The sequence below is a fragment of the Hymenobacter swuensis DY53 genome (assembly GCF_000576555.1).
Lineage (GTDB): Bacteria > Bacteroidota > Bacteroidia > Cytophagales > Hymenobacteraceae > Hymenobacter > Hymenobacter swuensis.
This window is the reverse complement of record NZ_CP007145.1, coordinates 2,380,202-2,405,192: the sequence shown is the minus strand read 5'-3', so window position 1 is coordinate 2,405,192 and position 24,991 is coordinate 2,380,202. Positions and strand designations below refer to the sequence as shown.

The following is a 24,991-nucleotide window of genomic DNA, read 5'->3' as shown; positions in this document are numbered from 1 at the left end:
TGCCCTACTCAGCCAGTAGCCGCTGGCGCATTGTCTCCAGCAGCAGCGCATCGGCCGCCGCCAGCATCGGGCGCTCTAGGGTGACCGATTCCAGTTGCTGAAAGCCCTGCTCGGCCTCCGCTCCTTCCAGGCACTGAAAGGCCATGGACCAGTCGGCAAACCCACGGGCCTGAATCGGCTTATCGGCAATCTTGATCAGGTTCTTGTGGCGCGCATCCTGGCGTAAGTGTTCATACAGGGCGTACACCTTGTCTTGCTCCCCTTCAATGAGCTGCATAAAGTGCCGCTGACCATAAAAGAGTACACCCGTCAGTTCGCTCCGAGCGTTGTTGAGGCGACATACCTGCAAGAGGTCCTGTAATTGTTGAGACGAGAAAGAAACGGTAGGGGTGCTTAGATAGATCAGGTGATGTAAAGGCATAGGAAAGAGGCAAGCAGGTCTGAGAAAAGTGCAGAGTACAGGCTGGCTACAAAAATGCTTACCATTTGGTTTCGCTCAGGAGCAGCGCAGTGTATAGTGCCCCTCCCGCTGCCTATCCAAGAAAAAGGGTACTGCCCCGATTCGCCTGATTTTTCGCTGGGACAGCCTGCGCCTGAATTCCTTCGAATCCTGCCGGCCCGGCGACTGGAACGAGAAACTGGGTTGTGCTAAGGACAAGCCCGGCACCTGCGCTGATACCATCAACTCCATCCTGGACCGCTGGAGCCGGGCGGCCACGGATACCCACCAGCAGGCCCACCGGTCTGCTAGTTTCTCCGGAAGCGGCGGCGCTGCCGACTTTGCCGGAGCTACCTTTGCGGTAGCATTTTCTTCCTACGACTACCTTCCCCCGATGCCTACTGAACTTACCAATGGCTTTGGCAAGGTCTACCTGACCATTGCCTACGACCCAGCCAACAAGTGGGTGTACAACAACTGGGTCGGCTACCAGACCTACACCGGCATTATTGCCGGGGCCGATGCCTGCCTGCCCACGCTGCAGGAACACGCCTGCGCCTACTTGCTCAACGACAACCGCCAGGTGCTCGGCCCCTGGGACCACGCCGTGGAGTGGATTGTCACCAACTGGGCCCCGCGCGCCATTGCCAGCGGCCTGACCCACTTCGCCCACATCGTCAGCTCCGAGTCGCTGGCGGCCCAGTCGGCCACGTCCATGCTGCTGGGTTTTGAGGGTCAGCTGCAGATGCACATGTTCGATAACCTGCCCGAGGCCCAGCGCTGGCTCCAAACCACGCAGCAGCAGCACACGTAAGATAGCCCTCCTGTATCCTCGCCCGGGAGTAGCGTGCCGTAGGATGGTGCCCTTCCGGTGCTCCTTCCTGCCCTTCGAGCAGACCATTTGCCCTCTCACACCGCTACTCGATGGTGCACCTTGCCTCCTTTCCCTTCGTCACCTTTTACCTGCACGATATTGGCTGCAATGCCCTGGAAGCGGTGTGGGGAGACTACGTGAGCAGTTCCTTCTTCCGGGAGGCCGTCCTGCAGGCCGTCACCTACGTGCAGCAGTACCAGACCACGGGGTGGGTTGCCGACGACCGGCGGCTAGGGCCCATGGAGCGCGAAGACCTGGCCTGGGTAGGCACGCACATCTTGCCGGCCCTGGCCGCCGGGGGCCTGCGCCGCCTGGCCATGCTGGAATCGGAGGATTGGCTCAACCGCGCCTTGATTCAGGAGGAGTACACCTACCCGGTCGAAAGCCTGCCCATCGAGCTACGCTACTTCACTGACGTGCACGCCGCCCGCGCCTGGGCCTGTAGCCCGCCAGCTACCCCTTAATTCGCTTCTGCTCTTCTGCACCCCGTCCGGTAGCCCAGTGGTCGGCGCAACGGGTTTCGTGCTGCACCACACGCAGAACGGGCCCGCCGGCAGCTGGTAACAGCTGGTCGGCGGGCCCGTTCTGCGGCTACTACACGCGTGGGGCGCCCTAGTTGAGAACGGCAGCCTGGCTTTTTACAATCTGACGCGCCATGGCCAGGTTCGTATCAGCCGAGTTCACGGCCAGGTAGATGAACTTGCCCCCGTCGGCCGAGAGCTTGAGCAGGTGCAGCTGGTCGGTCAGGGTCAGCAGGATGTCCTGGATGGTCTGGTTCAGCTTCAGGGCCTGAATGGCTTTTAACTTCTGCTTTACTACCTCCGTGTTGTAAGCGGCAGCCGTTTCGGCATCAAACGAAGCCAGGTTCGAATGGTGCGCCAGGGGCATACCCGTTTCCGTTTCCACCACGGCTACGGCTACCAGCGAGGGCAGTTCTTTCAGGATGTTTTGAATTACTTGGTTGGGGGTCAACGTGGACATGAACGCGAAAAAAGAAAGTGTAAAAAAGAAACGTTAAAAGGCGTGCCGACGCAGAATGTCCCGCACCAGCGACATATTCGTATCGGCCAACCGGACGACCAGGTAGACGATCTGCCGGCCCTGGCCCACGGGGCGCAGGCAATGCAGCTGCTCATCGAGCACCACTACCAGATCGGTTACCTGCTGGCCCTGCAGCCACGGGGCGGCGAGCATCCGCTGCAGCCCCCGAAACAAGTCGGTACTGCGCCCTGTAAGCTTGTAGGGGTCGAATTTGGGCGTCGCCGTGTAAGCGGCTACCATTTTGCTGGAGGCGGTGTCCACCACCGCGACGGCCACTAATTCGGGCAGTTCCCGCAGCAGGTGCTGAATGAGCGTTTCCGCACTGGAGCGCGTAGCGCCCACGGCATCTCCCGTGATTTTTTTCACCACCAACTGGTTTAGAAAAGGGATGCGCATGCAACTGCTTGAGTTAGCGGTGAGAGTAAGCGTTGAACAAGGATGGCATGCCCGGCGCGCAGGGGCCGGGCTCACAGCGCGCCGCCGGTTCCGGTCGGCTTCCCACAAACTACCGGAGCTGGCGGCGCGCTGGGTTAGCGGGTTAAAAAAACAGCCAGCGCTTTTTAGCCGTGGCAGCCTTTCCGGTGCGGGGCAGCAGCGTGACGTTGGCCGTGCCGCCCTTAGAGCGAATCACTTCCTCTTCCTTGTAGCCCGCGTAAGCGTATTGCAGCGTGGCCGGCTGCCCGGCAGCCATGCGCAACGTATACTGGCCCTCAGCATCCGTGCTGACGCCCGTACGGGTGCCTTTCACCCACACAGTAGCGCCCACCAGGGGCTTGCCATTTTCATCCAGAATGCGGCCCGCTACCGTGGAAACGCGCAACGCGCTGGCCTCGGCGGCCGACTCGGCCAACTCGCTCGTAACCGGCACGGCTTCCGTGGGCGTGTTGGGCAGGTTGGCTCCGGCGAAGACGGCCCCGCTTACCAGGGCGCTGCCCACGATAAGGGAAGCCGCCCGGCGGCGAAACCGCTCCGGCTCGGTGCGCATCAGCTCGAACTGCCGCTGCACCCAGCCCACGGGCTTTACCTGGTGGCCTTTTTGTTTGAGTTCGTAAAAGCGGCTGAGCGTTTCATCAGCCACTTGTTTATCTGCTTTAAGGAACGCGTCAACGAGTTCCGTATTCTGGCTGGATAGGTCACCGCGTAGATACGCGTCCCTATAGGCCGGCAGCAAATCTCCCGTTACCGGGTGAAATGGAGTCGCGCTTAGTTTCATTTTGAGATGGTAGAGGTGTGGTATGTCGGAGAAGCCGTAAAGGTCTTACTAGATAGTAATTAGGTGCAAAGTTGCTTTCTATGCACCATAACGGCATTTGTACGCCAGTACAATTTCGTTAGTTCTGTATTTTTACCAGTTAAAACGTAGATTTTACAAGACAAATGAACAATCCTATTCTGGGAAAAGGCCTTATCTTAAATACCTTATATATTATACTTGCCAGTTTTTCCCGGTGTAAGCTAAACCGTAGGCAGCCCCTTATGGGATGAAAGCAACCTTTCCATTCTTAAGTGCCGGACCCGGTAACTGAACCCGGTATTCTATCGGTTTTGGTGTGGCCTGCGTAGCTTCGTACTACGCAGGCCACTGCTGTTTTCCCTTATCACCCACCCCTCTCTTTACTATGAACGTAACGTAGGGGGCGGCTTTATACTCCGTCGCAAACCAAGTACCCGGACCGCCGCCGGCCCGCACCGCGCATCGTAGTACGTTGCCATCGTGTTTGCGTGAATTGCCGGCCTGGGTGCTACTATTGCAGTTGGCAGCTCTGAGAATGGGTTGTGAGAGCATCACAATTTTATCACACCTGTGACTGAAACCTGCATCGCCGCAACCCCAAAAACTGCCACTACGGCCTGCAAATGCACTTTTGCAAGAGTAGCCACTAATTCAACTCTCGTCCCCGCTACTTACAAAAACGGCCTTTCCATTGCGGGAAGGCCGTTTTTTGTTGGCTTTTCTCATTTGGCTGTGCGCTGATCCTGACAGGGCTAACCCTCAGCAGGTAGCTACTCACCGGGTACTACTGTTCGTTAGTCTAAAAACCTTGCCTGTTCAGCACCGGTTTGGCATCTTGACCAAATGCGTCATGATTTTCAGAACTCCTTCGGTAAGACGTTCCTCATTACTGAATTCGATAAGCCGAACAACTGGATCTATAACAACTGGCAGGGCCTGTTATCCCTAGAGGGAGTGATACAGGGCTCTACCGGCGTCTTAGAGATTCTTCAGCACTCGCAATGCCCGTACATGCTCAATGACAACCGGGGCGTGCTGGGCTCCTGGAAGCAGGCCAACGAGTGGATCGAAGCCCAATGGATGCCGCAGGCCTTGGCTGCCGGACTTCGCTACCACGCTCACATAGTAGCCCCGGGAGTCTTTGGTCAGGCCTCAGCGGAGGATATGCACCTGCGCGTTGGCAACAGCTTTCAGATGCGCCTGTTCGAAAACATAGAAGAGGCTCAAACTTGGCTGCGGCACATGCAGCAGTCAGCTTCCTGAATAGGCAACTCACTCATCCGTAACCACACAACAGCCGGCCGCTTTCCTTCAGAAACAGCGGCCGGCTGTTGTGAGGCGCATCCGGTTTTATTTCAACAAAAAACGGTCAAGCACGAAAAAGCGTCCGATCCAGTAGGATCAGACGCTTTTCAATAGGCATATTAGGCAACCTACTTGATTTTCTCCACGATACCTTTGAAGGCTGCGGGATGGTTCAGGGCGAGGTCGGCCAAAACTTTACGGTTCAATTCGATGCCAGCCTTTTTCAGGCCGCCCATCAGTTGTGAGTACGACATGCCGTGCTCACGTGCACCAGCATTGATACGCTGAATCCAGAGGGCACGGAACTCACGCTTCTTAACCTTGCGGTCACGGTAAGCATAGAGCAGGCCTTTTTCAACGGCGTTTTTGGCAACGGTCCATACGTTCTTGCGACGGCCATAATAGCCTTTCGCCAAACGCATTACTTTTTTCCGACGGTGGCGCGAGGCCGCGTGGTTTACACTTCTTGGCATAACCAGAGTTGTTTTTGGCGGCCGGCGGCGGGTTTAGTGCCGCAGCTTAGAATTCCTACCGGACGCCTGGTGAATGAATTAGAAATTAAAAATCATGAATTAAAAATCGGCAAAATGACACGGCTATAAGCTGACCGATACATTTTCAATTTTTAATTCTTCATTTTTAATTAAATGGCAAGCATGTCTTTTACGCGGTTCATATCGGCCGAGCTAACCAGACCAACGTGCGTGAGGGCACGCTTCTGCTTGGTGGTTTTCTTGGTCAGAATGTGGCTCTTGTAAGCGTGCTTGCGCTTGATTTTGCCCGTACCGGTCAGCGAGAAACGCTTTTTGGCACCAGACTTGGTCTTCATTTTCGGCATTGTGGTGGTGATAAAAGGTGAAAAACTGCGGCGGTCGGCTGCCTAAGGCCGGTGCGCCAGCATACAGGTGGAATCCGAAGATTCCGGCAAAACTATTCAGCGGCCTTCTCGGCGGGAGCAGCGGCAGGCTTGGCCTCTTTCGGGGCATCCTTGGCGGGAGCCGGTGCTGGTTTCTTCACGGGAACCACGGCGGCCTTAGGAGCCAGGTACAGGAACATACGCTTGCCTTCGAGCTTGGGGAGCTGCTCTACTTTACCGAGGTCCTCAAGGGCCTGGGCAAACTTAAGCAGTAGGATTTCACCCCGCTCTTTGAACACGATGCTCCGACCTACGAAGTGCACATACGCCTTAATCTTGGCACCTTCCCGCAGGAACTCTTGAGCGTGCTTGAGCTTGAAGGCAAAGTCGTGGTCATCCGTGTTAGGTCCGAAACGGATTTCCTTGATGACAACTTTCGTCTGCTTGGCTTTCAGCTCGCGGGTCTTCTTCTTCTGCTCGTACTTGAATTTCGAGTAGTCGATGACACGGCACACGGGCGGTACTGCGGTGGGCGAAATTTCTACAAGGTCCAGGTTTTGCTCCTGGGCCATGCGCCGGGCCTGGTCGGTGGGGTAGATGCCTTGTTCCACGTTGTCGCCAACGAGGCGGACTTCACGAGCCGTAATCTTCTGGTTGATTTTGAACGGCTCCTCGACCTGGGCACGAGGGATATAGCGGCGGTTGGGGGTAGCTATGGCGGTTTTCCTTTAGGTGGAAGTCAGATTCTGCGAAATTAAACCGCTAATCGGGCAAGCCCAATGGGTTTGATCAGCGGGCAAATATCCGGCATTTTTTTCGAACGCTCAAGAAAAGCTATATAAAATTGCCGGATTTGGTAACGGAAGACGGTTTTTCGGAATCGCACAAAAAACCCGCCGGACTATACTCAAGCCTTTTTTCGGGGCTTTCGTTTCATCCGGCGGGATGTGCGGGCAGGATTATCCGACCGATTTACCGTCCATCAGGTCACTCACCTGCTGCTGGAAGTCGGCAATGAAGGCCCCGATGGGCATGGCGCCCACGTCGCCCTGGCCGTGGCGGCGGATGGAGACGATGCCCTCGGCCTGCTCCTTTTCGCCCACGATGAGCATGTAGGGAACCTTGGAAACCTCGGCGTCGCGGATTTTGCGGCCGATTTTCTCGTCGCGGTGGTCCACAGTACCGCGCAAGTCGGCCTGCACCAGCTGGTCGTACACTTGCTGGGCGTAGTCGTGGTACTTCTCCGAGATGGGCAGCACGGCAAATTGCTCGGGCGAGAGCCAGAGCGGGAAGTTGCCACCGCAGTGCTCGATAAGCACGGCCACGAAGCGCTCCAGCGAGCCAAACGGAGCCCGGTGAATCATAACGGGGCGCTGGCGCGAGTTATCGGGAGCCACGTACTCCAGCTCGAACCGCTCGGGCAGGTTGTAATCTACCTGAATGGTACCCAGTTGCCACTTACGGCCGATGGCGTCGCGTACCATGAAGTCGAGCTTAGGACCGTAGAAGGCCGCCTCGCCCAGCTCCGTCACGGTCGTGAGGCCTTTTTCGGCGGCGGCTTCAATGATGGCGCGTTCGGCTTTCTCCCAGTTTTCGTCGGAGCCGATGTACTTGGCTTTGTTCTCGGGGTCGCGCAGGGAAATCTGGGCGGTGAAATCAGGGAAATCCAGGGCTTTGAGCACGTAGAGTACGATGTCAATCACCTTCAGGAACTCCTCCTTCACCTGATCGGGGCGGCAGAAGATGTGGGCGTCATCCTGGGTGAAGCCCCGCACGCGGGTCAGGCCGTGCAGCTCGCCGCTCTGCTCGTAGCGGTACACCGTGCCGAACTCGGCGAGGCGCACGGGCAGGTCGCGGTACGAGCGGGGCTTGCTCTTGTAGATTTCGCAGTGGTGGGGACAGTTCATCGGCTTGAGGAAGAACTCCTCGCCGGGGTTGGGCGTCTTGATGGGCTGGAACGAGTCGGCGCCGTATTTCTCGTAGTGGCCGCTGGTCACGTACAGCTCCTTGGAACCGATGTGGGGCGTCACGACGGGCTGGTAGCCGGCCCGCAGCTGGGCGCGGCGCAAAAACTGCTCCAGCTTCTCGCGCAGGGCCGTGCCTTTAGGCAGCCACAGGGGCAGCCCCGCTCCTACCTTCTCAGAAAACGTGAACAGCTCTAGCTCCTTGCCCAGCTTGCGGTGGTCGCGGCGCTTGGCTTCTTCCAGGCGCTCCAGGTACTCGGTCAGCTCCTTGGCCTTGGGGAAGGTGATGCCGTAGATGCGCGTGAGCTGCTTGTTCTTTTCGTCGCCGCGCCAGTAGGCCCCGGCCACGTTGAGTAGCTTCACAGCCTTAATTGGGGAAGTATCTGGAATGTGCGGACCGCGGCAGAGGTCGGTAAAGTCGCCCTGCGTATAGAAGGTGATGGAACCGTCTTCCAGGCGCTCCAGCAGATCCAGTTTGTAGGGGTCCTGCTTCTCGGTGAAGTAAGCAATGGCATCGGCCTTGCTCACTTCCTTACGCTCGAATTGGCTTTTCTTCTTAGCCAGCTCCAGTATCTTCTTCTCAACTTCCGGCAGGTCATCGGTCGAAATCGAGCGGCCTTCGCCCAGGTCGATGTCGTAGTAGAAGCCGTTTTCAATGCTGGGACCAATGCCCAGCTTCACGCCGGGGTACAGGGCTTCGAGAGCTTCGGCCATCAGGTGAGCCGAAGAGTGCCAGAAGGAAGCTTTGCCTTCGGGGTCATTCCAGGTGAGGATGGCCACCTGCGCATCCTGTTCAATAGGACGGTGCAGGTCGCGCACTTCGCCGTTGACGCGCACGCCAAGGGCATTGCGGGCGAGGCCTTCGCTGATGCCGGCGGCAACGTCGTAGCCCGTGGCGCCATCTACAAACTGGCGCACCGAACCGTCGGGGAGGGTGATGTTGAGCATAAAAAAGGGAGGGAATAATGGCTATACAAGCAGCCGTGAGGCCGCAAGTTACACAAGTGGTGAATTTATGAAGTGGTGAAATGATGACTTTGACGTTCAACCGGTACAAGCTAAACGTCAAACTCACTTTCACCACTTCCCCCCCTTGCTACAGTCCCGGGCGGTGTAGCTGAATGGGTTCGATGGCCTCTATGGGGGCAGGACGCGGAGTTTCCTCCACCATAACACCCCGGGCGCGGTTGCTTACTTTCCAGGCTTTGTAGGTCCAGTGGCGGTTACCGGGGTTTTCCTGCACCAGCAGGCGGTACTGGTCGGCGGCTTCGGACCAGCGGGCCAGGCTCTCGAAGCTCTCGGCCAGCATCTGCCGGGCATTTTCGAGGCGAGATGAGCGGCGCAGGGCCCGCTGCAGATGCGGTATGGCATCGGCATAGCGGCGTTTTTTGTACGCCACAAGGCCTAAACGGTAATCAGCGCGGTAGAAGGTAGTGTCCAGTTGCACGGCGCGAACGTAAATGCGCACGGCGCTGTCGGGCTGGTTCTGCAGCTCAAACTGGCGGCCGTAGTCGTACCAGAGCGGGCCATAGGTGGGGGCCAGCTTCAGGCCGCGGGCGGCATACTGCGCCGCCTGGGCCGGCTGGCGATAAGCGTTGGAGAGGAAGGCCAGCTGGTGCAGGGTTTCGGGCTGACGCGGGTCGCGGGCGAGGCTGGCGCGCAGGTAGTCCAAGGCCTGCACGGTATCCTGCAGCCCGATGTACGCCACGCCCTTATAGAAAAGCGCCGCGGGCTGATCCGGCTCTTGCTGCAACGCCCGGTCGAGCTGGTCGAGGGCATCCTGATAGCGACGGGAGGCGAGGTGCATCTCCCCTACCAGCAGGTTCAGCTCGGGCGAGGCAAACCCGCGGCGGGCGGCTTCATCGGTAGCGGTCAGGGCCGCCTTGATTCGCCCTTCGGCCCGCAGGGCGCGGGCTTTGGTGAAATAAAACTCGCCGGGGGCATCATCCAGCTCCAGGGCCTCGTTGATGTCGCGCAGGGCCGCTTCAACCTGCCCGGCCTCCAGCCGAAACGCAGCCCGACGGGCATAGAGTGACGCATTGCGGGGCTGCCGGCTAATAGCCCCGTCCAGTTCCTGGGCCTGGATGGCGGGCCCGCTCTGCACCGTTTTCAGGTTGACCATGCGCTCGGGCCGCTCCTCCGTATCAGGGGCGCAGGATACAAGCAGACCGGCAGTCAAGAGAAAACAGGAACAGGAGAAGCGAAAAGCAGGCACGGTAACGACACAATGAGATGGGCAAAGATAACGCCGGTTCCGGGTCCGGCAGCTCACAGCTTCTTTAATCGTCGGTGCACCTGCCGGTGCAGGCGGCGGTTAAGCTGCTCCAGCAACCGGCGGCAGCGGCGGCTGATTTCCAGTTCGTCGGCCGTAACAGGCGTGAGGGCCACGGCCTCCTGCAGCACGGCTGTAGCTCGGGTTTCCTGGCTACGGTTGAGGTGCACGCGGGCCAGGTCGTAGGCAAACTGAATACGCTTAGGCTCCAGTTCGTGGGCCTTACGCAGCGCATCAATGGCCATGAAGGTACTAGCGCTGGCCGGCATCCCGCCCAGAAACAGACGGCTGAATACGCGCTCCAGCGGACTGTAGTGGTCGACGCGGTAGTGCCAGCGGCCCAGCAGTTGCCAGGCGTCGGCCCAATCAGGGCGCAGCTCGGTGGCCCGGAATACGTGGCTGCGCATCTCTCGGTAGGCCAGCAGGCGGCCCCGGGCCGTGAGTAAGTTGGCCTGATTGGCCAGGGTCAGCGCTTCGGCGTAGTGGCCCTCTGCTCCGTCGGGCCGCACTACTAGGGCCCGGTTGGCATAGAGGCGAGCCGCCGCGAAGTAGGCCGATTTACGAGTTTCATCGGTATACCGGCTCCCGATGCGCACGCTCAGCACGGCCGCCTGCCATAGGGCCTCGTAGGTAGCCGGGGATTTGCCGAGGGCCTGCTCGTACTTACCCAGCGCCTCCGATTCGTGGTACTCTGCCTGGAGCTTGCGGGCCTGGACCAGCAGCTCGGTTACGGCCGGATCGGGGGCGGGCGCAGCCACAGGGGCTTTGGCCGGTTTGGGGGCCGGCTGCGCGCCGACTTGTGGCAACCCCGCCAGCCACAGGCTCAGCAGCAGCGTGCTGGCGAAGGCTCGAAACGGAAGGGGCATACCAGGCAAGGGAGAAAACGGGAAGAGGTAAAACAACCAGATACTTACACAACGGCCGGCGCAAAGTTGTTCAATCAGCCGCAAAACGGCCGCCTTACGTGAGTAAGACGGCCGTTTTGCGGCTGATTGAACTGGTGAGGCAGCAGCTTAAAACAACTTCAGCTGCGACTTAGGGGTTTTCAGCACCGCCTGAGCCTGGGCCACGTCGGCGGCGGAGATGTCCACGTCGCCGGTGTGTTCCGGAAGCGGCTCCTCCGCTTCCGGGGCGGCTGTGGTGGTGGAGCGCAGGATGGTAGCGGGGCCGGCTTTCTTCTTGGCTGCTTTGCGCTCAGGCTCCGGGCCTTCGTCGGTGAGCAGCGTGAGGGCGTGAATTTTGAAGTAGTTGAGCTTGTTGCCCATAGCCTTCCACCCCTTCACGTCAATGAACTCGTGCAGCAGCAGCTTCTCCGTCTCCTTATCGGCTTTTTTGTCGCGCTGCAGCTTGATTTCCACCTGCGGCTCAGGGTGGGCCGTGGCTGTCAGCAGCTTAGAGCCAGTGGTTTCGCTGATGAACGTAAAGCGCTTTTTCAGCGTCGCGGTTTCGATACTAAACCGCTTCACATAGTGAGTTTTCGATTCACCCTCGTAGTACACGGCGCTCAACACGGTATCGGGTTCCAATTTGCGCAACAGCACCATATTGCCCATGTCAAACTGCAGGGACAGCTCAGGCGGCACTACTTCGTAGCTCCCATCTTTGTACACCCGCAGTAGCGTGTCCTCGGTGTCGAAGGCTCCCAGATAACGGCCGTGGCCCGCGTGGTTGAGGCGACCCACCACGCTGTCGAAGAATACTTCCCGGCCCCCCAGCGTGGAGTCACCCACTGACTTGCGCTGGATTTTCTTGATGGGCTGTTTAGTTACGATGTTCCCCATTGAGCCCTTACCCTTAATGGCCAACTCGGCAAAGTCGAAATCGAACTGCTTCACGCGGGCCGGGGCTTTGTCGGAGAGCTGGATGCTCACCACTTCCGACTCGGAGTTAGGGTTGGCCGTGAGGTAGAGTGTTTTGGTGCCTTTTGTGCCCTTGGTGAGGTCGTACACCTTGTCGCGGGTGATGCCTGTGACGAGGAAGCGCTTGGCGAAGCTGATGCCCGAGGCCCCATCCAGGTACACCATATTGTACACCAACCGGTCGTCGTTCTTATTGTACACGCCCACATGCAGAATATCCTTGCCCACAAAGGTTTTCTCGGCAATTTTCGACACCGTGAACGTGCCGTCGCGGCGGATGGCAATGATGTCGTCGAGGTCGGAGCAGCTAGTGACTTCCACCGCTTTTTCGTCCTTTTTCAGGCCGTAGCCCACAAAACCATCGGCGTAGTTCACGTAGAGCTTCTGGTTGGCTACGGCTACTTTCTGGGCTGTTACCACATCAAAGGTGCGCAGTTGGGTTTTTCGCTCCCGGCCCGCGCCGTACTTTTTCAGCAGGCCCTCGAAGTAGTTGATAGCGTACCGGGTGAGGTTGGCCAAGTGGTCGGCCACTTCGGCCAGCTCGGTTTCCAGCCGCTGGATGTACTCCTCGGCCTTGAACCCATCGAACTTGCTAATGCGCTTGATGCGGATTTCGGTCAGGCGCGTGAGGTCGTCCTCGGTAATGGCGCGGCGCAGCACAATGCGCAGGTCGTTGGCTTTGGGCTTCTCGCCCTCGATGCGCACAAACTTGCGCAAACCGGCATCAATAGTCTGCAGAATGTCTTCCCAGGTTTCGCACTCCTCGATTTTGCGGTAGATGCGGTTCTCGATGAAGATTTTCTCCAGGGAAGCAGAATGCCACTTTTCCTGCAGTTCATTTTGGCGGATTTCCAGTTCCCGCTCCAGCAGGCGCACCGTTTTTTGGGTGCTTAGTTTGAGCATATCCTCCACTCCCACGAAGCGCGGCTTATCCTCAATAATAACGCAGGTATTGGGCGAAATGCTGACTTCGCAGTCAGTGAAGGCGTAGAGCGCATCCATGGTGAGGTCGGGACTCACGCCGGCGGGCAGATGCACCTGGATTTCCACCTCGGCAGCCGTGTTATCGACCACCTTTTTAATCTTGATTTTGTTGGCTTCCGAGGCCTTCACGATGCTCTCCATCAGCGCCGTGGTAGTGGTGCCGTAGGGAATATCACGAATGACCAGCATGGTCTTGTCGGCCTTCTCGATGGTGGCGCGCAGGCGGATTTTGGCCCCGCGCAGGCCGCCGTTGTAGTTGGTCACGTCGCAGAGGCCGCCGGTCGGGAAGTCCGGAAACAGCTGAATTTCCCGGCCCCGCAGCACGTCGATACTGGCCTTGCACAGCTCGCGGAAGTTGTGGGGCATAATCTTGGTGCTCAGGCCCACGGCAATGCCCTCCACACCCTGGGCCAGCAGCAGCGGAAACTTCACGGGCAACGTGGTGGGCTCCCGCTTGCGGCCGTCGTAGCTCATCTGCCACTCCGTAATGTCGGGGTTGAACACCACGTCCAGCGCAAACTTACTCAGGCGGGCCTCAATGTAACGCGGAGCCGCCGCCCCGTCGCCGGTGCGGATGTCGCCCCAGTTGCCCTGAGTTTCGATAAGCAAATCCTTCTGGCCCAGGTTCACCATGGCGTCGCCGATGCTGGCGTCGCCGTGGGGATGGTACTGCATGGTCTGTCCGATGACGTTGGCCACTTTGTTGAAGCGGCCGTCGTCCATTTCCTTCATGGCGTGCAGAATGCGGCGCTGCACGGGCTTGAGACCATCCTCGATGGCGGGCACGGCGCGCTCCAGAATCACGTAGCTGGCGTAGTCCAGAAACCAGTTCTGATACATACCGTTCACGGTGGCCACATCGTGAATCATCTCGCCGGGCGCGAATTTGGGCTCCTCCTCGGGAGCAGTTTCTTCCGGGGCCGGCTCGGCGGCCGTGGTTTCGGCGGCGGCCATTTCCAGCAGCAGCTCGCCGGTTTCGCTGATGCTGAACTGGGTGACATCCTCGTCGTGCGCCGCCGAAGCGGCGGCAGCACTGAATTCGATAGAGTCGCCGGCCCCAAACAGGTTAGGCTGCTCTTCAGAATTCGGATCCTGGGGGGTGTTTTCTTCTGACACGGTGGGGTGTGGCGTTTGCCACGGTTATTGTTCTTGTACCTCTCTTCCGGCCACATAGGCGGAAGGCTTTGTCACCCTACTGGTTTGGCTTGAAAGGCCGAAACCCAGAGCAGCAGCGCAAATAATCAGGGAAAAAGCTACGAAGAAAATCTACGGTATTCTGCCGGGCTACTGCGCAGCTCCGGAACAGCAAAAGTACCGTTAGCTGCGCAGAACGCAATTTTTCCAACGCCTGAACTCCTATTCAAAGTTCCTAATTTCATTAGCCAAAAGCAAGTACAAGCCGTGAATTGGCCTCACTGGCTTTTCCCGCTTCCCGGACAAGGCCGGATATGTCGAATTAAAACTAATTTGGTTAGCCAAACTTCCTGCAGCCGTTGCCGAAATGCCCCAACGCCCGCTACGAATTACTATGTGCCAGAAAATCCCGTAGCTGCCGGCCGGTGGCGTGTTTCCAGGCCAGCTGGGCATTTACGGCGCGGGCCACAATGATTACGGCGGCAGTATTGGCGGAGGCAAAAACGTGGTTTTCCGTGAACTCCAGGTAGTCGCCGGTTGGGCGCAGGACTTTCTGTTTGGGCGGAATGCTGCCCGCCGCCTGGGCGGCGGCCAGGGAGCCGGCCGCCACCAGCAACCGGCCATCGGGCTGCAAATACGCGGTGGCGTGAGCCGTACCCTGTTTCAGCGTGAACTTCTCCCCTGTTGGCTGCTTTGGAGCCGGTTCAGGAACAGCCGGCACGAATGCAACAGCCGCCTCTGGTAGCGGAGCGACCCGGCGTTTGGGAGCCTTCGAGTCAGGGGTAGTTTTGGCGGGTGCTGCTTCAGGCGGCGCAGGGTTACCGGGGGCGGCTTTGCCGGCAACCCCGGCGGGCCGGAGCAGGCGGCCGTCGTGGCCTTCCAGAAAGGCTTCCGCCTCCTGCCGCGAAACGGCGGTGTGCTGCTCGGCTACTACCTGCATCAGCGCGTCGGGCAGGCTGGGAAATGGGTACTGGGTGATGCGCCGCTCGGCCTCGGGGCGGGCATCCTGCATTTTCTGCTGCTTGCGGGTGAGGTTGAGGTAGCTTTCGGCGGCGACCCGAGCACTACGGTCGGCCACGGCAGCTTTGCTCAGGAACAAGGTAAAGAACTCGGCTACCGTTTCCAGGTCGTCTTCGGAGAGGTTGAGGGTTTTGAAGTGCTTGCTGGCAAACTTCCCGCTGGTGTAGAAGTAGTAAAACCGCCAGATGCGGCCGTTGGTAATAATGGCAAGCTGGGCGGTGTTGTCCTTGTTGTAGTCGCGCAGCTGCCGCTCCACTTTGGCCAGGTCTTCGGGCAGGCCTTTGGCCAGATTCCCGGTGGCCTTGCACTCGATAAATATGGCGTCTTCCGATAGGTTGTCGGCAAACAGAGCCAGATCTACCCGCTTCACGTCTTCGTTCGGGGTGGCTTTAAACTCGGCGTACACTTCGTCCGGGTTCCAGATATTTCAGCCCAGGGCCTGCACAATGCGCGCTACCAGCGATAGGCGAACGTGTTCTTCGTTTTCATAGTCGCCGGTTTTCAGGCGCTGACGGATGTCCGTAAGAATGGCGAGCATGGGGCGCGGTGATGGGCGCCCAAAGTAGCAAAAAGCCATGCCACCACCGCCCCGGTAGCCGCCTGCCGACATATTTCCGCGAGGGCCGATACCGTTTCAGAAGGAATACACTGACGGCACGGGCACAACGACTGGCAGAGCCGACGCGTTAAGCAGCATTTCCAGCAAGCCTTCCTTGATGGTCGGCAGCGGGGTATTTCTCAGCAAATATCCATTGGCTCCGCCCACCCGGCCCCGGCCCGACAAACCGGCCAACTCCTCCACCATAAGCACCACGGCGGCCAGGGAAGCAAATTCCCGGAGGAGGGCTACATCGGCTAAGGCAGCCGTCCTGGGCAGGCGGGCATCTAGCAGAATCAGGTGTGGCTTGCGGGCGCCGGCCAGCAGCGTGGCTACCAACTCTTCCACCGACTCGGCCACCACCACACTTTCAAACTCCGGCTGTGCCCCGAGGTAAGCCTGCCAAACCTCTCGTAACGCGGGTTCTGCTTCGATGATAGCTACTATGCTTTTCATCCGGGCAAGGTAGCAGCCAGAGCCACGCGGCGGTATCACATGAACATGCGAAAATGGCTACCGGATTTTTACACGCAACGCCCCAACATGACCTCTCAATAAGTTAAAATACAACCCACTGTCGAACAAAGACTGCTTCAAGCAATAGCAAATCAGGCGGTACCCGCCCCGCCAGATGAGCACATGGGGCCGTTAGCGGCGGTAGTTGCGGGCCAGTAGCTCGGCCTTGGAGTTGACCTGCAGCTTGCGGTACACCTGCCGGATGTGGCTGCGCACGGTATCGATGCTCAAAAACAGCCGGTCGGCGATGCGCTGGTAACTCAGGCCGTCCTCAATGCCGCGCACAATGTCCTGCTCGCGGGCCGTGAGGGGCTCCAGGGACGGCCGGGGGGCGGGCTGAAAATGGCGGATGACGTGGCGGGCAATGCTGGGCGACATAGGCGAGCCCCCAGCGGCCACCTGCAGCAGATGCTCCTTGAGCAAAGGCAGCGGAGTATCTTTCTCCAGGTAGCCCACCGCACCGGCGCGCAACGCCTCAAATACCCGCTCGGCATCGGTGTACACGCTTAGCATTACTACTTCCACCGCCGGCAGCAGGCGGCGCAGGTGGGCCAGCCCTTCAATCCCCGACATGCCCGGCAGCCCAATATCCGACAGCACCAGCGTGGGCGCGGCCGGCAGTGTGGGCAGCGCCGTCAGAAACTCCTCCACCGAGCCGGTGCTCAGCACACAGCTGAATTCCGGCTGCGCGCACAAGTAGCCGGTCAGGGCTTCCCTGATGGTTGGCTGGTCTTCAATGATGCCGAGAGTTATCACCTGACAAAGGTCGCCGGTAGACATTGCTGGCAGTATAGCATGAATATGTGAAATTTCTCCCCCTGGCAGCCCCATAGCAACCGTTCGGGAGCAGGGCCGAGCAGCCGGGTCCATTGGCTTTAGCCCAGCGGCAACCGGGCTACCAGCCGGAAACCCGGGCCGGCCGTGTCGTAGGTAACGGTGCCGGCCGCAGCGGCGGCCCGAGCCTGCATATTGCGCAAGCCCTGCCCGGCCGGCCGGGCAGGTACCGGGCCGCCACAGCCATCATCAGTCACTTGCAGCTCCAGCTGGCGCCCGCGCAGGCGCAGGTGCACCGTTACCAGGGAAGCCCGCGCGTGCTTCACGGCATTGTGCAGGGCCTCTTTATAAATCAGATACACCGCCTGACGGGTATTGAGCGGCACAGACGCAGTCAGTAATGCGGGGTCGGCGAAGAAATCCAGTTCCAGCCCGGCCGGGGGCAGCACTTGGTGGGCGTGGTCACGCATGCGGTCCAGCACACTGAGAAAGGAGTCGTTGCGGGCATCAATTCCCCATACTACGTCGCTCATCTGGCGGGCGGCCATGCGGCTGGTTTCGGCCATGTGGTCGAGGTGGCCACGCTGCTGTTCGGGCGGATATAGGCCTTCGCGCAACATGGTGCTCTGCAGGGAAATCTGGGTGAGCAGGGAGCCCACGTCATCGTGCAGGTCAGCGGCCAGACTGGTGCGCAGGGCAGCTTCGCGGGCGGCCTGCCGGCGGCGGTACAGCCAGAATACTACTCCGGTCAACAAAGCCACCAGCCCCCCCACTCCTACCAGCAACGCCACCTGCCTCTGCTGCCGCAACCTTACCAGCTGCTGCTGTTGCTGCTGCAGGCGCGTTTGTTGGGTAAGCAGCTGTATTCTGCCCTGCTGCTCACGGAGCTGGTGACGGTACTGCAGGGCGGCCGTGCGCCTACTTACTTCTGCACCGGTCAGACTATCCCGCGCAACCATAAACTGCTGCTGGGCTTGGTAAGCGCGGGCAAACTGCCCCAGTCCGGCGTAAGCCTGTGCTAGCACTTCGTTAGCATTCTGAATGCCCGACTGCGAATGGATGAGCCGACTGGCCTGCATACTTTTCCGGGCGTACAGCACGGCGCTATCGGCACGGCCCCAGCTCAGGTTGCCCCGGGCCAATAGCACCAGCACCCGGGGTACTGCCAGCGGCAGCACTTTTTTTGCCTGCCAGAGCACCGAATACGCGCGCTGCATGGCTCCCGAGTTCCGGCCCAGTTGCTCATCCATTTCCGCCAGATTGATTTCCATCCCCAGAATTTCCGGGGCCAGATGCAGCTTTTCGCTAATGGTCATGCTTTGGGCGTAATAACGGCTGGCCTGCGCCCAGCGCTTCTGTCGGCGGCAGACTTCCCCCAGCTCACCATAAATCAGGTTGAGTCGGTCGGGGTAGTCATAGCGCAGGGCCACTTTCAGGGCATGACGCAGGTACCGCTCCGCCGTGGGCAGTTCCCCAAGCTGCCGGTACGTGCTGCCAATCTGAATCTGCAGGCTGGTATAGAAGCGGCGCGTATCCCCCGCATCATACGAGGCAGGCACCCGGAAGCAATACGACAGGGCCCGGGCATACTGGCCCTGCTGCGAGGCAATTCTGGCCATGCGCCCCAGACACCGGATGCGCCCCCCGATATTATGAATACGCCGGAACTCCGCATCTGCCTGGTTCAGCCAGTGCCTGGCCGCAACGTACTCCCCCAGCAGAATATGGCAGTCGGCCAGGTCCAGTAGCGCCTCCGCTTCATAATCCCGGCACCGCAGTTGATGCGACATCTGCAAGGCCTTTCGTAGCACCGGCAGGCCGGCCCGCACATCCCGTTGCTGGATTTCCCAGGCGAGACGAGTTACCTGCATTATTTTGATGGTATCGAGCACCGGGCGGGCGTCAATCAGCGCCTGCAAGCTGTCAATGCGTCGTTGGCTGGTGCGCTGCACGGCAATAGCGGTTATGCGCTCCGGGGAGTCCGCCAGCACCACGGTGGGGCTGTTACCGTTTTTCTGAACCGGAGCTGCCGCCGCCAGCCCCAGCCCCAGCACAAGTAGTAGTGCGCGGCAAAGCAGGAACCGGTTCATGGAAGGAAAAATATGGTGCTCAGGAAAAAGGTGGGACAAGATACACTATTCCCGCGCCCTGTTTTCGACTTCACACAGCCTTCCCGGCCCCTATCGGTGGCTGAAGGCAAGTATCTCTATTCCTGACTTACCAATTGGCGAGCTTATGCTCCTTCCTGACACTCTGGTAACGCCAACTGCCCCACCTGCGGGTCTGTACTGGGTGAGGCAGTTGCCTTGAGTTGCGTACGCCAGCAACTACGCCAGATCCTCCTCCGGCACCTCGGCTACCGGCAGCACGTCGCTGGTCACCAAATCCTTTTCCAAGCGCAGGTTGTCAATAATGAATTCCTGACGGGCGGGTGTGTTCTTGCCCATGTAATAGGTGAGCACCTGCTGAATGGAGCGGTCCGATTGCAGAATCACGGGTTCCAGCTTGATGTTGTCGCCGATGAACTTACCGAACTCATCGGGGCTGATTTCGCCTAGGCCCTTGAAGCGCGTGACTTCGGGGTTGCGGCCGAGCTGGCGCATGGCGGCCTGCTTTTCCTGCTCGTTGTAGCAGTAGATAGTCGTTTTCTTGTTGCGCACCCGGAACAGCGGCGTTTCCAGGATGAAGACGTGGCCATTGCGCACTAAATCGGGGAAGAACTGCAGGAAGAACGTGAGTAGCAGCAGCCGGATGTGCATGCCGTCCACGTCGGCGTCGGTGGCCACCACCACGCGGTTGTAGCGCAGGCCCTCAATGCCCTCCTCAATGTTGAGCGCGTGCTGGAGCAGGTTCAGCTCCTCGTTCTCGTACACGATTTTCTTTTTAAGCCCGAAGCAGTTCAGGGGCTTGCCGCGCAGACTGAATACGGCCTCCGTTTCCACGTTGCGGCTCTTGGTAATAGAGCCCGACGCCGAGTCGCCCTCGGTGATGAACAGCGTGGTGAGCAGCTCCTTTTCGGCCTCCTTGGCGTTTTCGCCCAAATGGAACCGACAGTCGCGGAGCTTGCGGTTGTGCAGATTGGCTTTTTTGGCGCGCTGGTTGGCCAGCTTTTTCACCCCGGCCATATCGGTCCGCTCCCGCTCGCTCTGGTCGATGCGCTTACGGAGGGCATCGGCTACCAACGGGTTTTCGTGCAGATAGTTATCCAGGTGCTCCTTCACGAAATCGAGCATGAACCCGCGCACCGTGGGGCCGTCGGGCCCCATGTTGATGCTGCCCAGCTTGGTTTTCGTCTGGCTTTCGAACACCGGTTCCTGCACCCGCACCGAAATGGCAGCAATGATGGAGGCCCGGATATCGGAGGCTTCGTACTTCTTGTTCTTGTTGGTTTTGGCGAAAAACTCCTGCACGGTTTTCACCACGGCTTCCCGAAAGGCGGCCAGGTGGGTACCGCCCTGGGTGGTGTACTGGCCGTTTACAAAGCTGTAATACTCCTCGCCGTAGTCGTTGCCGTGAGTGAGGGCCAGCTCAATATCCTCGGCCTTGAGATGAATGATGTCGTAGCGCAGGCTCTCGCGGTCGGCTTTGCGCTCCAGCAGGTCTTTGAGGCCGTTCTCGGAAAAGTACTTCTGCCCGTTGAAGTTGATAGTGAGGCCCGCGTTGAGGTAGCAGTAGTTCCAGATCTGGTTTTCCAGGTACTCCGGGATGAAGCGGTAGTTGCGAAAAATCGACTCATCGGGCTGGAACGTCATGAGCGTACCGTTGCGCTGGCTGGTTTTTACCGGCGCGGCGTCGCTGGTCAGAATGCCCTGCGAAAACTCGGCAGCCTTCAACTGGCCCTCGCGCACACTCTGCACGAGAAAGTAATTGCTGAGCGCATTAACCGCTTTGGTGCCGACGCCGTTTAAGCCCACAGACTTCTGAAATACTTTGCTATCGTATTTGCCGCCCGTGTTGATTTTGCTGACCACTTCCACCACTTTGCCCAGCGGAATGCCGCGTCCGTAGTCGCGCACCTGCACCCGCTGGTCTGAGATTTTGATGTCGATGGTGCGGCCGTGGCCCATCACGTACTCATCGATGGAGTTGTCGATAACTTCCTTCACCAGCACATAGATGCCGTCGTCGTAGCTGGAACCGTCGCCGAGCTTGCCGATATACATGCCCGGCCGCAGCCGGATATGCTCGCGCCAGTCCAAGGAGCGGATGCTGTCTTCGGTATACGCGTGTTGGGCGGAGGGTACTTGCTGTTCAGCCATCGGGAAACCAGAAATCGAATTTGGGGTAAAATAACGCAGAAAATTGTCCGTTTCCGCGTCGTTATTCCGCTAGTAAAGTTAGCAAAATATACTATACCGGCCTAACCTCAACGACTTCCCAACCGCATAAATTCTCCTCCCCTTCCCACAAAACACGTTTTCATCTGACACACAACTCCAATCATATTAGCAAAATGCTCCCCCCTTCCCCTCAACATCATTTACCGCCGTCCGGTCACAAACCCAGTCCGATGGTCAAGCAAACACCCATTATTCAGTTTGCCTTCTTCCTACTGGGGGCCGTGCTGCTGGTGTACTCGCTCAAAGTCCTTGATGATATTCTGCTGCCGCTGCTTTTTTCGGCAGTGTTTACGCTGTTGCTACTGCCCATCTGCCGGTGGCTGGAGCTGCGTGGGGTGCCCCGGGTGCTGGCCATTATAGTGTGCCTACTGCTTGTATTAGCTGTTTTTACGGGCGTTATTCTGGGTTTTGGCTCTCAGCTGGCCCAGTTCAAAAACGAAATTCCCAAGCTGCAGGTGAAGATGATGGAGTTCTTCACCAACGCGCAGGAATGGGCACACGCCAAGTTCGGCTACCAGCCCATGAGCATCAACGACCTGAAGGAAAGCTCCATTAAGGCCCTCAAGAAATCGGGCGGTACTTACCTAGGCACTACGCTCAACACCACCACGGCCGTACTGAGTAACCTAGCGCAGGTACTGATTTACGTTTTCTGTTTTCTGTACTATCGTGACCATCTGCGGCAGTTTATGTTCCGCTTCGTGGCTCCCGACAAGCGCACTAGCGTGCTGCACACGGTGGATAACATCCAGACGGTAGTACAAGCCTACATTTCAGGCCTGTTTAAGGTGATTGTCATTGTATCCATTCTGAACGGCATCGGGCTGCTGGCACTGGGCGTGAAGTTTGCCATCTTCTTCGCCATTTTTGCCTCCGTGCTGGCCGTTATTCCCTATATCGGCATTATGATCGGGGCTACAGTACCGGCTATCATTACCTTGGTCGAAACCGGCTCTCCGGTACAAGCGGCGCTGGTGATTGGTGTATTTGTGGTGGTACAGTTTCTGGAGGGCAACTTCATTACGCCCATGATTACCGGCTCGCAGGTGAGCATCAACCCGCTGGCCGCCATTCTGGCCCTCATCCTGGGCGGGGAGTTGTGGGGTACGCCGGGCATGATTCTGAGTATCCCGCTGATGGCCGTGGCCAAGGTAGTGCTGGATGCCAACAAGACGACGGAACCCTGGGGCTTCCTACTGGGCGATACGGCCGAGGGCGAAGACTCGGTAAAGCCGGAAAACAAAGAGCCGGGCGGCATTCAGAAATTCTGGCAGCGCCTGACCGGCAAAGCGGCCTAACTCCTTATTCCAGAAGGTATTTAACGGCCTCCCGCAGCTAGCTACGGGAGGCCGTTCTCCGTATTAAATATCTGTTTATCAAGGTATAGACCCGAAATTTTATACGCAACCTCATCTTACCAGCTTGCGGTATACAGCACAGACTACCGCTTCCGGCGGCGTCTTACAACTGAACCTTGCACCCTTATTTCTTTCCATCATGGCTACTATCACCGGAGAAACTGCCCGCGCTTACAACGACCTCGTAGAAATCAACGAAACTGCAGCTAAAGGCTATCAAGAAGCTGCCGAAGGCGTAACCAGCCCCGACCTGAAATCGAAGCTCAGTGAATTGAGCCAGCAGCGCGCCCAATTTGCTTCTGAACTTAACCAGCACGCCCGCCAGTACGGCATTAACCCCGCAAATGAAACAACTGTGGAAGGCGTGGTAGCCGACGCCGCCGCCGCTGTACATCGGGGTTGGATCAACATTAAATCGGCTATTACGGGCCAGGACGACTCAGCCATTCTGGGTGAGTGCGAAACCGGCGACGCGACGGCGCTGAAATCGTACGAAACGGCACTGCAGTCACAGGAGCTACCCGTAGAAGCACGTAACGTGATTCAGAAGCAGCACGGCGAAATTTTGTCGGCCAAAAATTGGATTACTCAGCAGAAAGGCACTCGATAGGCGGCAGTTACTTTCTTAGAATCAAAAAAGGCTCACCCTTCTGGTGGGCCTTTTTTGCGCATTTAAAGCAGAGGGGCATAGCACGTCATTCCGAGCTTGCCGAGGAATCTCGCGTGCTGACGTTGCCAGCGCAATCAGACATCAGCATGCGTGTCCTCGGTAAGCTCGGAATCACGTGTTGTTGGCGCTAGACCTATCCAAGTTGACTGCCGAACCGGACTCCGGCACCGTTGCAACCTTCCGACCCGGTATCTTTGTTACGAATCAGCTTAGCCGGAATCCAGTCTTATTAGCCCCGCCGCTTTTGTACGCCATCATCGACCTTGAAACCACCGGGGGCCAGCCCGCGCAGGACCGTATCACCGAAATTGCCATTTACATTCATGATGGCGAGAAAGTGGTGGATGAATTCAGCACCCTGCTCAACCCCGGCCGGAACATTCCCTTCTTCATTACCCAGCTCACGGGCATCACCGATGATATGGTGCGGGAGGCACCCAGGTTCCATGAAGTAGCGCGCAAAGTGGTAGAAATGACCGAGGGTTGCGTGTTTGTGGCCCACAACGTACGCTTCGACTACTCCTTCCTAAAAAAAGAGTTTGCCGACCTAGGCTATAATTACTCCCGCAAAACGCTGTGTACGGTGCGCCTGAGCCGCTCTCTGATGCCGGGCCAGCCGAGCTACAGCCTGGGTAAGCTGTGCCAGAACATCGGGATTCCGCTCAATGGCCGCCACCGCGCCGCCGGTGACGCAGCGGCTACGGCTATCCTGTTCGGGCGGCTGCTGGCCATCAGTCAGCAGCAGGAAAACCCGGAGGCAGCGGGCCTGACACCGGCCGATGCGCTGGCCGCTGTGGATGCCAACGCCCCGGCCGGCCGCAAGCCCGAAACGGCTGCTGCGGCCACCAAGCAGCCGTCGGCCCGCAAGATCAAGGCGGTGCAGGATGCTATTAAAACGGCGCTGCTCCCGCCCAACATCACCCCCGAGAAGGTGGCCTCCCTGCCTCACGAAGCAGGGGTATATTACTTCCACAACGAGGCCGGGGAGGTGATTTACGTGGGCAAGAGCATTAATATCTACAAGCGGATTCAGCAGCACTTCGCCGTTGATTACAAGTCGCGCAAGAGCATTGAGTTTAAGAACTCGATTTCGGATATCACTTGGGAGTTGACGGGCTCGGAACTGGTGGCACTGCTGTATGAGTCGCACGAAATCAAGCGCCTCAAGCCGTTGTACAACCGCGCGCAGCGCCGCTCGGTGTTTCCGGCCGGTATCTTCCTGCGCACCGACGAAAATGGCTACAAGCACCTCTACTACGGCCGCGCCGACGACCACGCCGAGTCGCACCCGTTGATTGCCTTGGGCAATCAATACAAGGCCAAGGGCTTCCTTTTTCACAAAGTGGCCAAGTTCAACCTCTGCCAGAAACTCTGCGACCTGTACAAAACCCAGGGGGCCTGCTTTGATTACCAGGTGCACCGTTGCAAAGGTGCCTGCCTGGGCCTGGAGCCGGCCGAGGAGTACAACCAGCGCGTGGAGGCGGCCATCGAGTCGTTTACCTACGAGCACGGCTCGTTCGTGGTGATTGGGCAGGGCCGCCGCGAAGACGAGAAGAGCCTAGTGGTAGTGGAAAACGGCCGCTACCTCGGCTTCGGCTACATCGATGAAACTTTCACGGCCCGCCGCTTCGCCGATTTCCAGGACGGTATTACGCGCTACAACGACAACAAGGACGTGCAGCAGATTATCCGCCAGTACCTGCGCACCCCGCACAAGGATAAAGTGAAGGTGTTCAAGTGAGATAGGAGAATT

At 58.5% G+C, this 24,991-nt stretch carries 21 protein-coding genes and 1 pseudogene; 6 read left to right on the top strand and 16 right to left on the bottom strand.

The window, feature by feature from the left end; genetic code table 11:
* Positions 1–4 precede the first annotated feature (4 nt).
* Positions 5–421 (bottom strand): BLUF domain-containing protein, encoded by a 417-nt coding sequence (locus HSW_RS22800; RefSeq protein ID WP_071883101.1) that lies wholly within the window; start codon positions 419–421, stop codon positions 5–7.
* 412 nt (positions 422–833) lie between these two features.
* On the opposite strand from HSW_RS22800, the gene HSW_RS11605 reads away from it, so the two are divergent.
* Both HSW_RS11605 and HSW_RS11600 read left to right on the top strand, forming a co-directional pair.
* Positions 834–1,253 (top strand): hypothetical protein, encoded by a 420-nt coding sequence (locus HSW_RS11605; RefSeq protein ID WP_044002065.1) that lies wholly within the window; start codon positions 834–836, stop codon positions 1,251–1,253.
* A gap of 110 nt (positions 1,254–1,363) precedes the next feature.
* On the top strand, positions 1,364–1,777 hold the full coding sequence (locus HSW_RS11600; RefSeq protein ID WP_044002064.1) for a hypothetical protein: 414 nt from the start codon (positions 1,364–1,366) through the stop codon (positions 1,775–1,777).
* A gap of 148 nt (positions 1,778–1,925) precedes the next feature.
* Here the strand turns inward: HSW_RS11600 and HSW_RS11595 are convergent, their stop codons facing one another.
* From HSW_RS11595 to HSW_RS11585, 3 genes are all read right to left on the bottom strand, one after another.
* Complete coding sequence (locus tag HSW_RS11595) at positions 1,926–2,294, bottom strand: hypothetical protein (RefSeq protein WP_044002063.1); 369 nt, start codon at positions 2,292–2,294, stop codon at positions 1,926–1,928.
* A gap of 33 nt (positions 2,295–2,327) precedes the next feature.
* Positions 2,328–2,750, bottom strand: a complete 423-nt coding sequence (locus HSW_RS11590) for a hypothetical protein (protein WP_044002267.1) — start codon at positions 2,748–2,750, stop codon at positions 2,328–2,330.
* A 142-nt stretch (positions 2,751–2,892) separates the two neighbouring features.
* Positions 2,893–3,567: a carboxypeptidase-like regulatory domain-containing protein gene (locus HSW_RS11585; RefSeq protein ID WP_081768380.1), complete on the bottom strand. Its 675-nt coding sequence runs from the start codon at positions 3,565–3,567 to the stop codon at positions 2,893–2,895.
* A gap of 864 nt (positions 3,568–4,431) precedes the next feature.
* Here HSW_RS11585 and HSW_RS11580 point away from each other — a divergent pair.
* Positions 4,432–4,851 (top strand): hypothetical protein, encoded by a 420-nt coding sequence (locus HSW_RS11580; RefSeq protein WP_044002060.1) that lies wholly within the window; start codon positions 4,432–4,434, stop codon positions 4,849–4,851.
* A 170-nt stretch (positions 4,852–5,021) separates the two neighbouring features.
* Here the strand turns inward: HSW_RS11580 and rplT are convergent, their stop codons facing one another.
* From rplT to HSW_RS11520, 12 genes and pseudogenes are all read right to left on the bottom strand, one after another.
* The gene (rplT, locus tag HSW_RS11575) at positions 5,022–5,366 is read right to left on the bottom strand and encodes a 50S ribosomal protein L20 (protein ID WP_044002059.1); all 345 of its coding nucleotides are present in this window, start codon (positions 5,364–5,366) and stop codon (positions 5,022–5,024) included.
* Between the two features lie 170 nt (positions 5,367–5,536).
* The gene (rpmI, locus tag HSW_RS11570) at positions 5,537–5,731 is read right to left on the bottom strand and encodes a 50S ribosomal protein L35 (protein WP_044002057.1); all 195 of its coding nucleotides are present in this window, start codon (positions 5,729–5,731) and stop codon (positions 5,537–5,539) included.
* A 173-nt stretch (positions 5,732–5,904) separates the two neighbouring features.
* Positions 5,905–6,465, bottom strand: a pseudogene (gene infC / locus HSW_RS11565) (translation initiation factor IF-3); the annotation flags it as partial.
* A 243-nt stretch (positions 6,466–6,708) separates the two neighbouring features.
* Entirely contained in the window at positions 6,709–8,661 is a 1,953-nt protein-coding gene (gene thrS / locus HSW_RS11560) for a threonine--tRNA ligase (protein WP_044002055.1), read from the bottom strand.
* A gap of 148 nt (positions 8,662–8,809) precedes the next feature.
* Complete coding sequence (locus HSW_RS11555) at positions 8,810–9,892, bottom strand: tetratricopeptide repeat protein (RefSeq protein WP_044002054.1); 1,083 nt, start codon at positions 9,890–9,892, stop codon at positions 8,810–8,812.
* A gap of 89 nt (positions 9,893–9,981) precedes the next feature.
* Entirely contained in the window at positions 9,982–10,851 is an 870-nt protein-coding gene (locus HSW_RS11550) for a tetratricopeptide repeat protein (RefSeq protein WP_044002053.1), read from the bottom strand.
* Positions 10,852–10,998: 147 nt separating this feature from the next.
* Positions 10,999–13,698 (bottom strand): DNA gyrase/topoisomerase IV subunit A, encoded by a 2,700-nt coding sequence (locus HSW_RS11545; protein ID WP_231501403.1) that lies wholly within the window; start codon positions 13,696–13,698, stop codon positions 10,999–11,001.
* A gap of 646 nt (positions 13,699–14,344) precedes the next feature.
* Complete coding sequence (locus HSW_RS22795) at positions 14,345–15,388, bottom strand: DUF4357 domain-containing protein (protein ID WP_052346371.1); 1,044 nt, start codon at positions 15,386–15,388, stop codon at positions 14,345–14,347.
* Between the two features lie 228 nt (positions 15,389–15,616).
* The gene (locus tag HSW_RS11535) at positions 15,617–16,036 is read right to left on the bottom strand and encodes a response regulator (protein WP_044002051.1); all 420 of its coding nucleotides are present in this window, start codon (positions 16,034–16,036) and stop codon (positions 15,617–15,619) included.
* Between the two features lie 192 nt (positions 16,037–16,228).
* On the bottom strand, positions 16,229–16,876 hold the full coding sequence (locus HSW_RS11530; protein ID WP_044002050.1) for a response regulator: 648 nt from the start codon (positions 16,874–16,876) through the stop codon (positions 16,229–16,231).
* Positions 16,877–16,971: 95 nt separating this feature from the next.
* Positions 16,972–18,960 carry a tetratricopeptide repeat-containing sensor histidine kinase gene (locus tag HSW_RS11525; protein ID WP_044002049.1) on the bottom strand — a complete coding sequence of 663 codons (1,989 nt, stop codon included), beginning with the start codon at positions 18,958–18,960 and terminating at the stop codon, positions 16,972–16,974.
* A 237-nt stretch (positions 18,961–19,197) separates the two neighbouring features.
* Positions 19,198–21,129 carry a DNA topoisomerase IV subunit B gene (locus tag HSW_RS11520; RefSeq protein ID WP_044002048.1) on the bottom strand — a complete coding sequence of 644 codons (1,932 nt, stop codon included), beginning with the start codon at positions 21,127–21,129 and terminating at the stop codon, positions 19,198–19,200.
* A 251-nt stretch (positions 21,130–21,380) separates the two neighbouring features.
* Here HSW_RS11520 and HSW_RS11515 point away from each other — a divergent pair, with 251 nt between their 5' ends.
* The 3 genes from HSW_RS11515 to HSW_RS11505 all read left to right on the top strand — a co-directional run bounded on the left by HSW_RS11515 (position 21,381) and on the right by HSW_RS11505 (position 24,979).
* Entirely contained in the window at positions 21,381–22,508 is a 1,128-nt protein-coding gene (locus HSW_RS11515) for an AI-2E family transporter (protein ID WP_044002047.1), read from the top strand.
* A 199-nt stretch (positions 22,509–22,707) separates the two neighbouring features.
* Positions 22,708–23,178, top strand: a complete 471-nt coding sequence (locus HSW_RS11510; protein ID WP_052346370.1) for a PA2169 family four-helix-bundle protein — start codon at positions 22,708–22,710, stop codon at positions 23,176–23,178.
* A 304-nt stretch (positions 23,179–23,482) separates the two neighbouring features.
* Positions 23,483–24,979, top strand: coding sequence for an exonuclease domain-containing protein (locus tag HSW_RS11505; protein WP_044002046.1), 1,497 nt, complete (start codon positions 23,483–23,485; stop codon positions 24,977–24,979).
* Positions 24,980–24,991 lie beyond the last annotated feature (12 nt).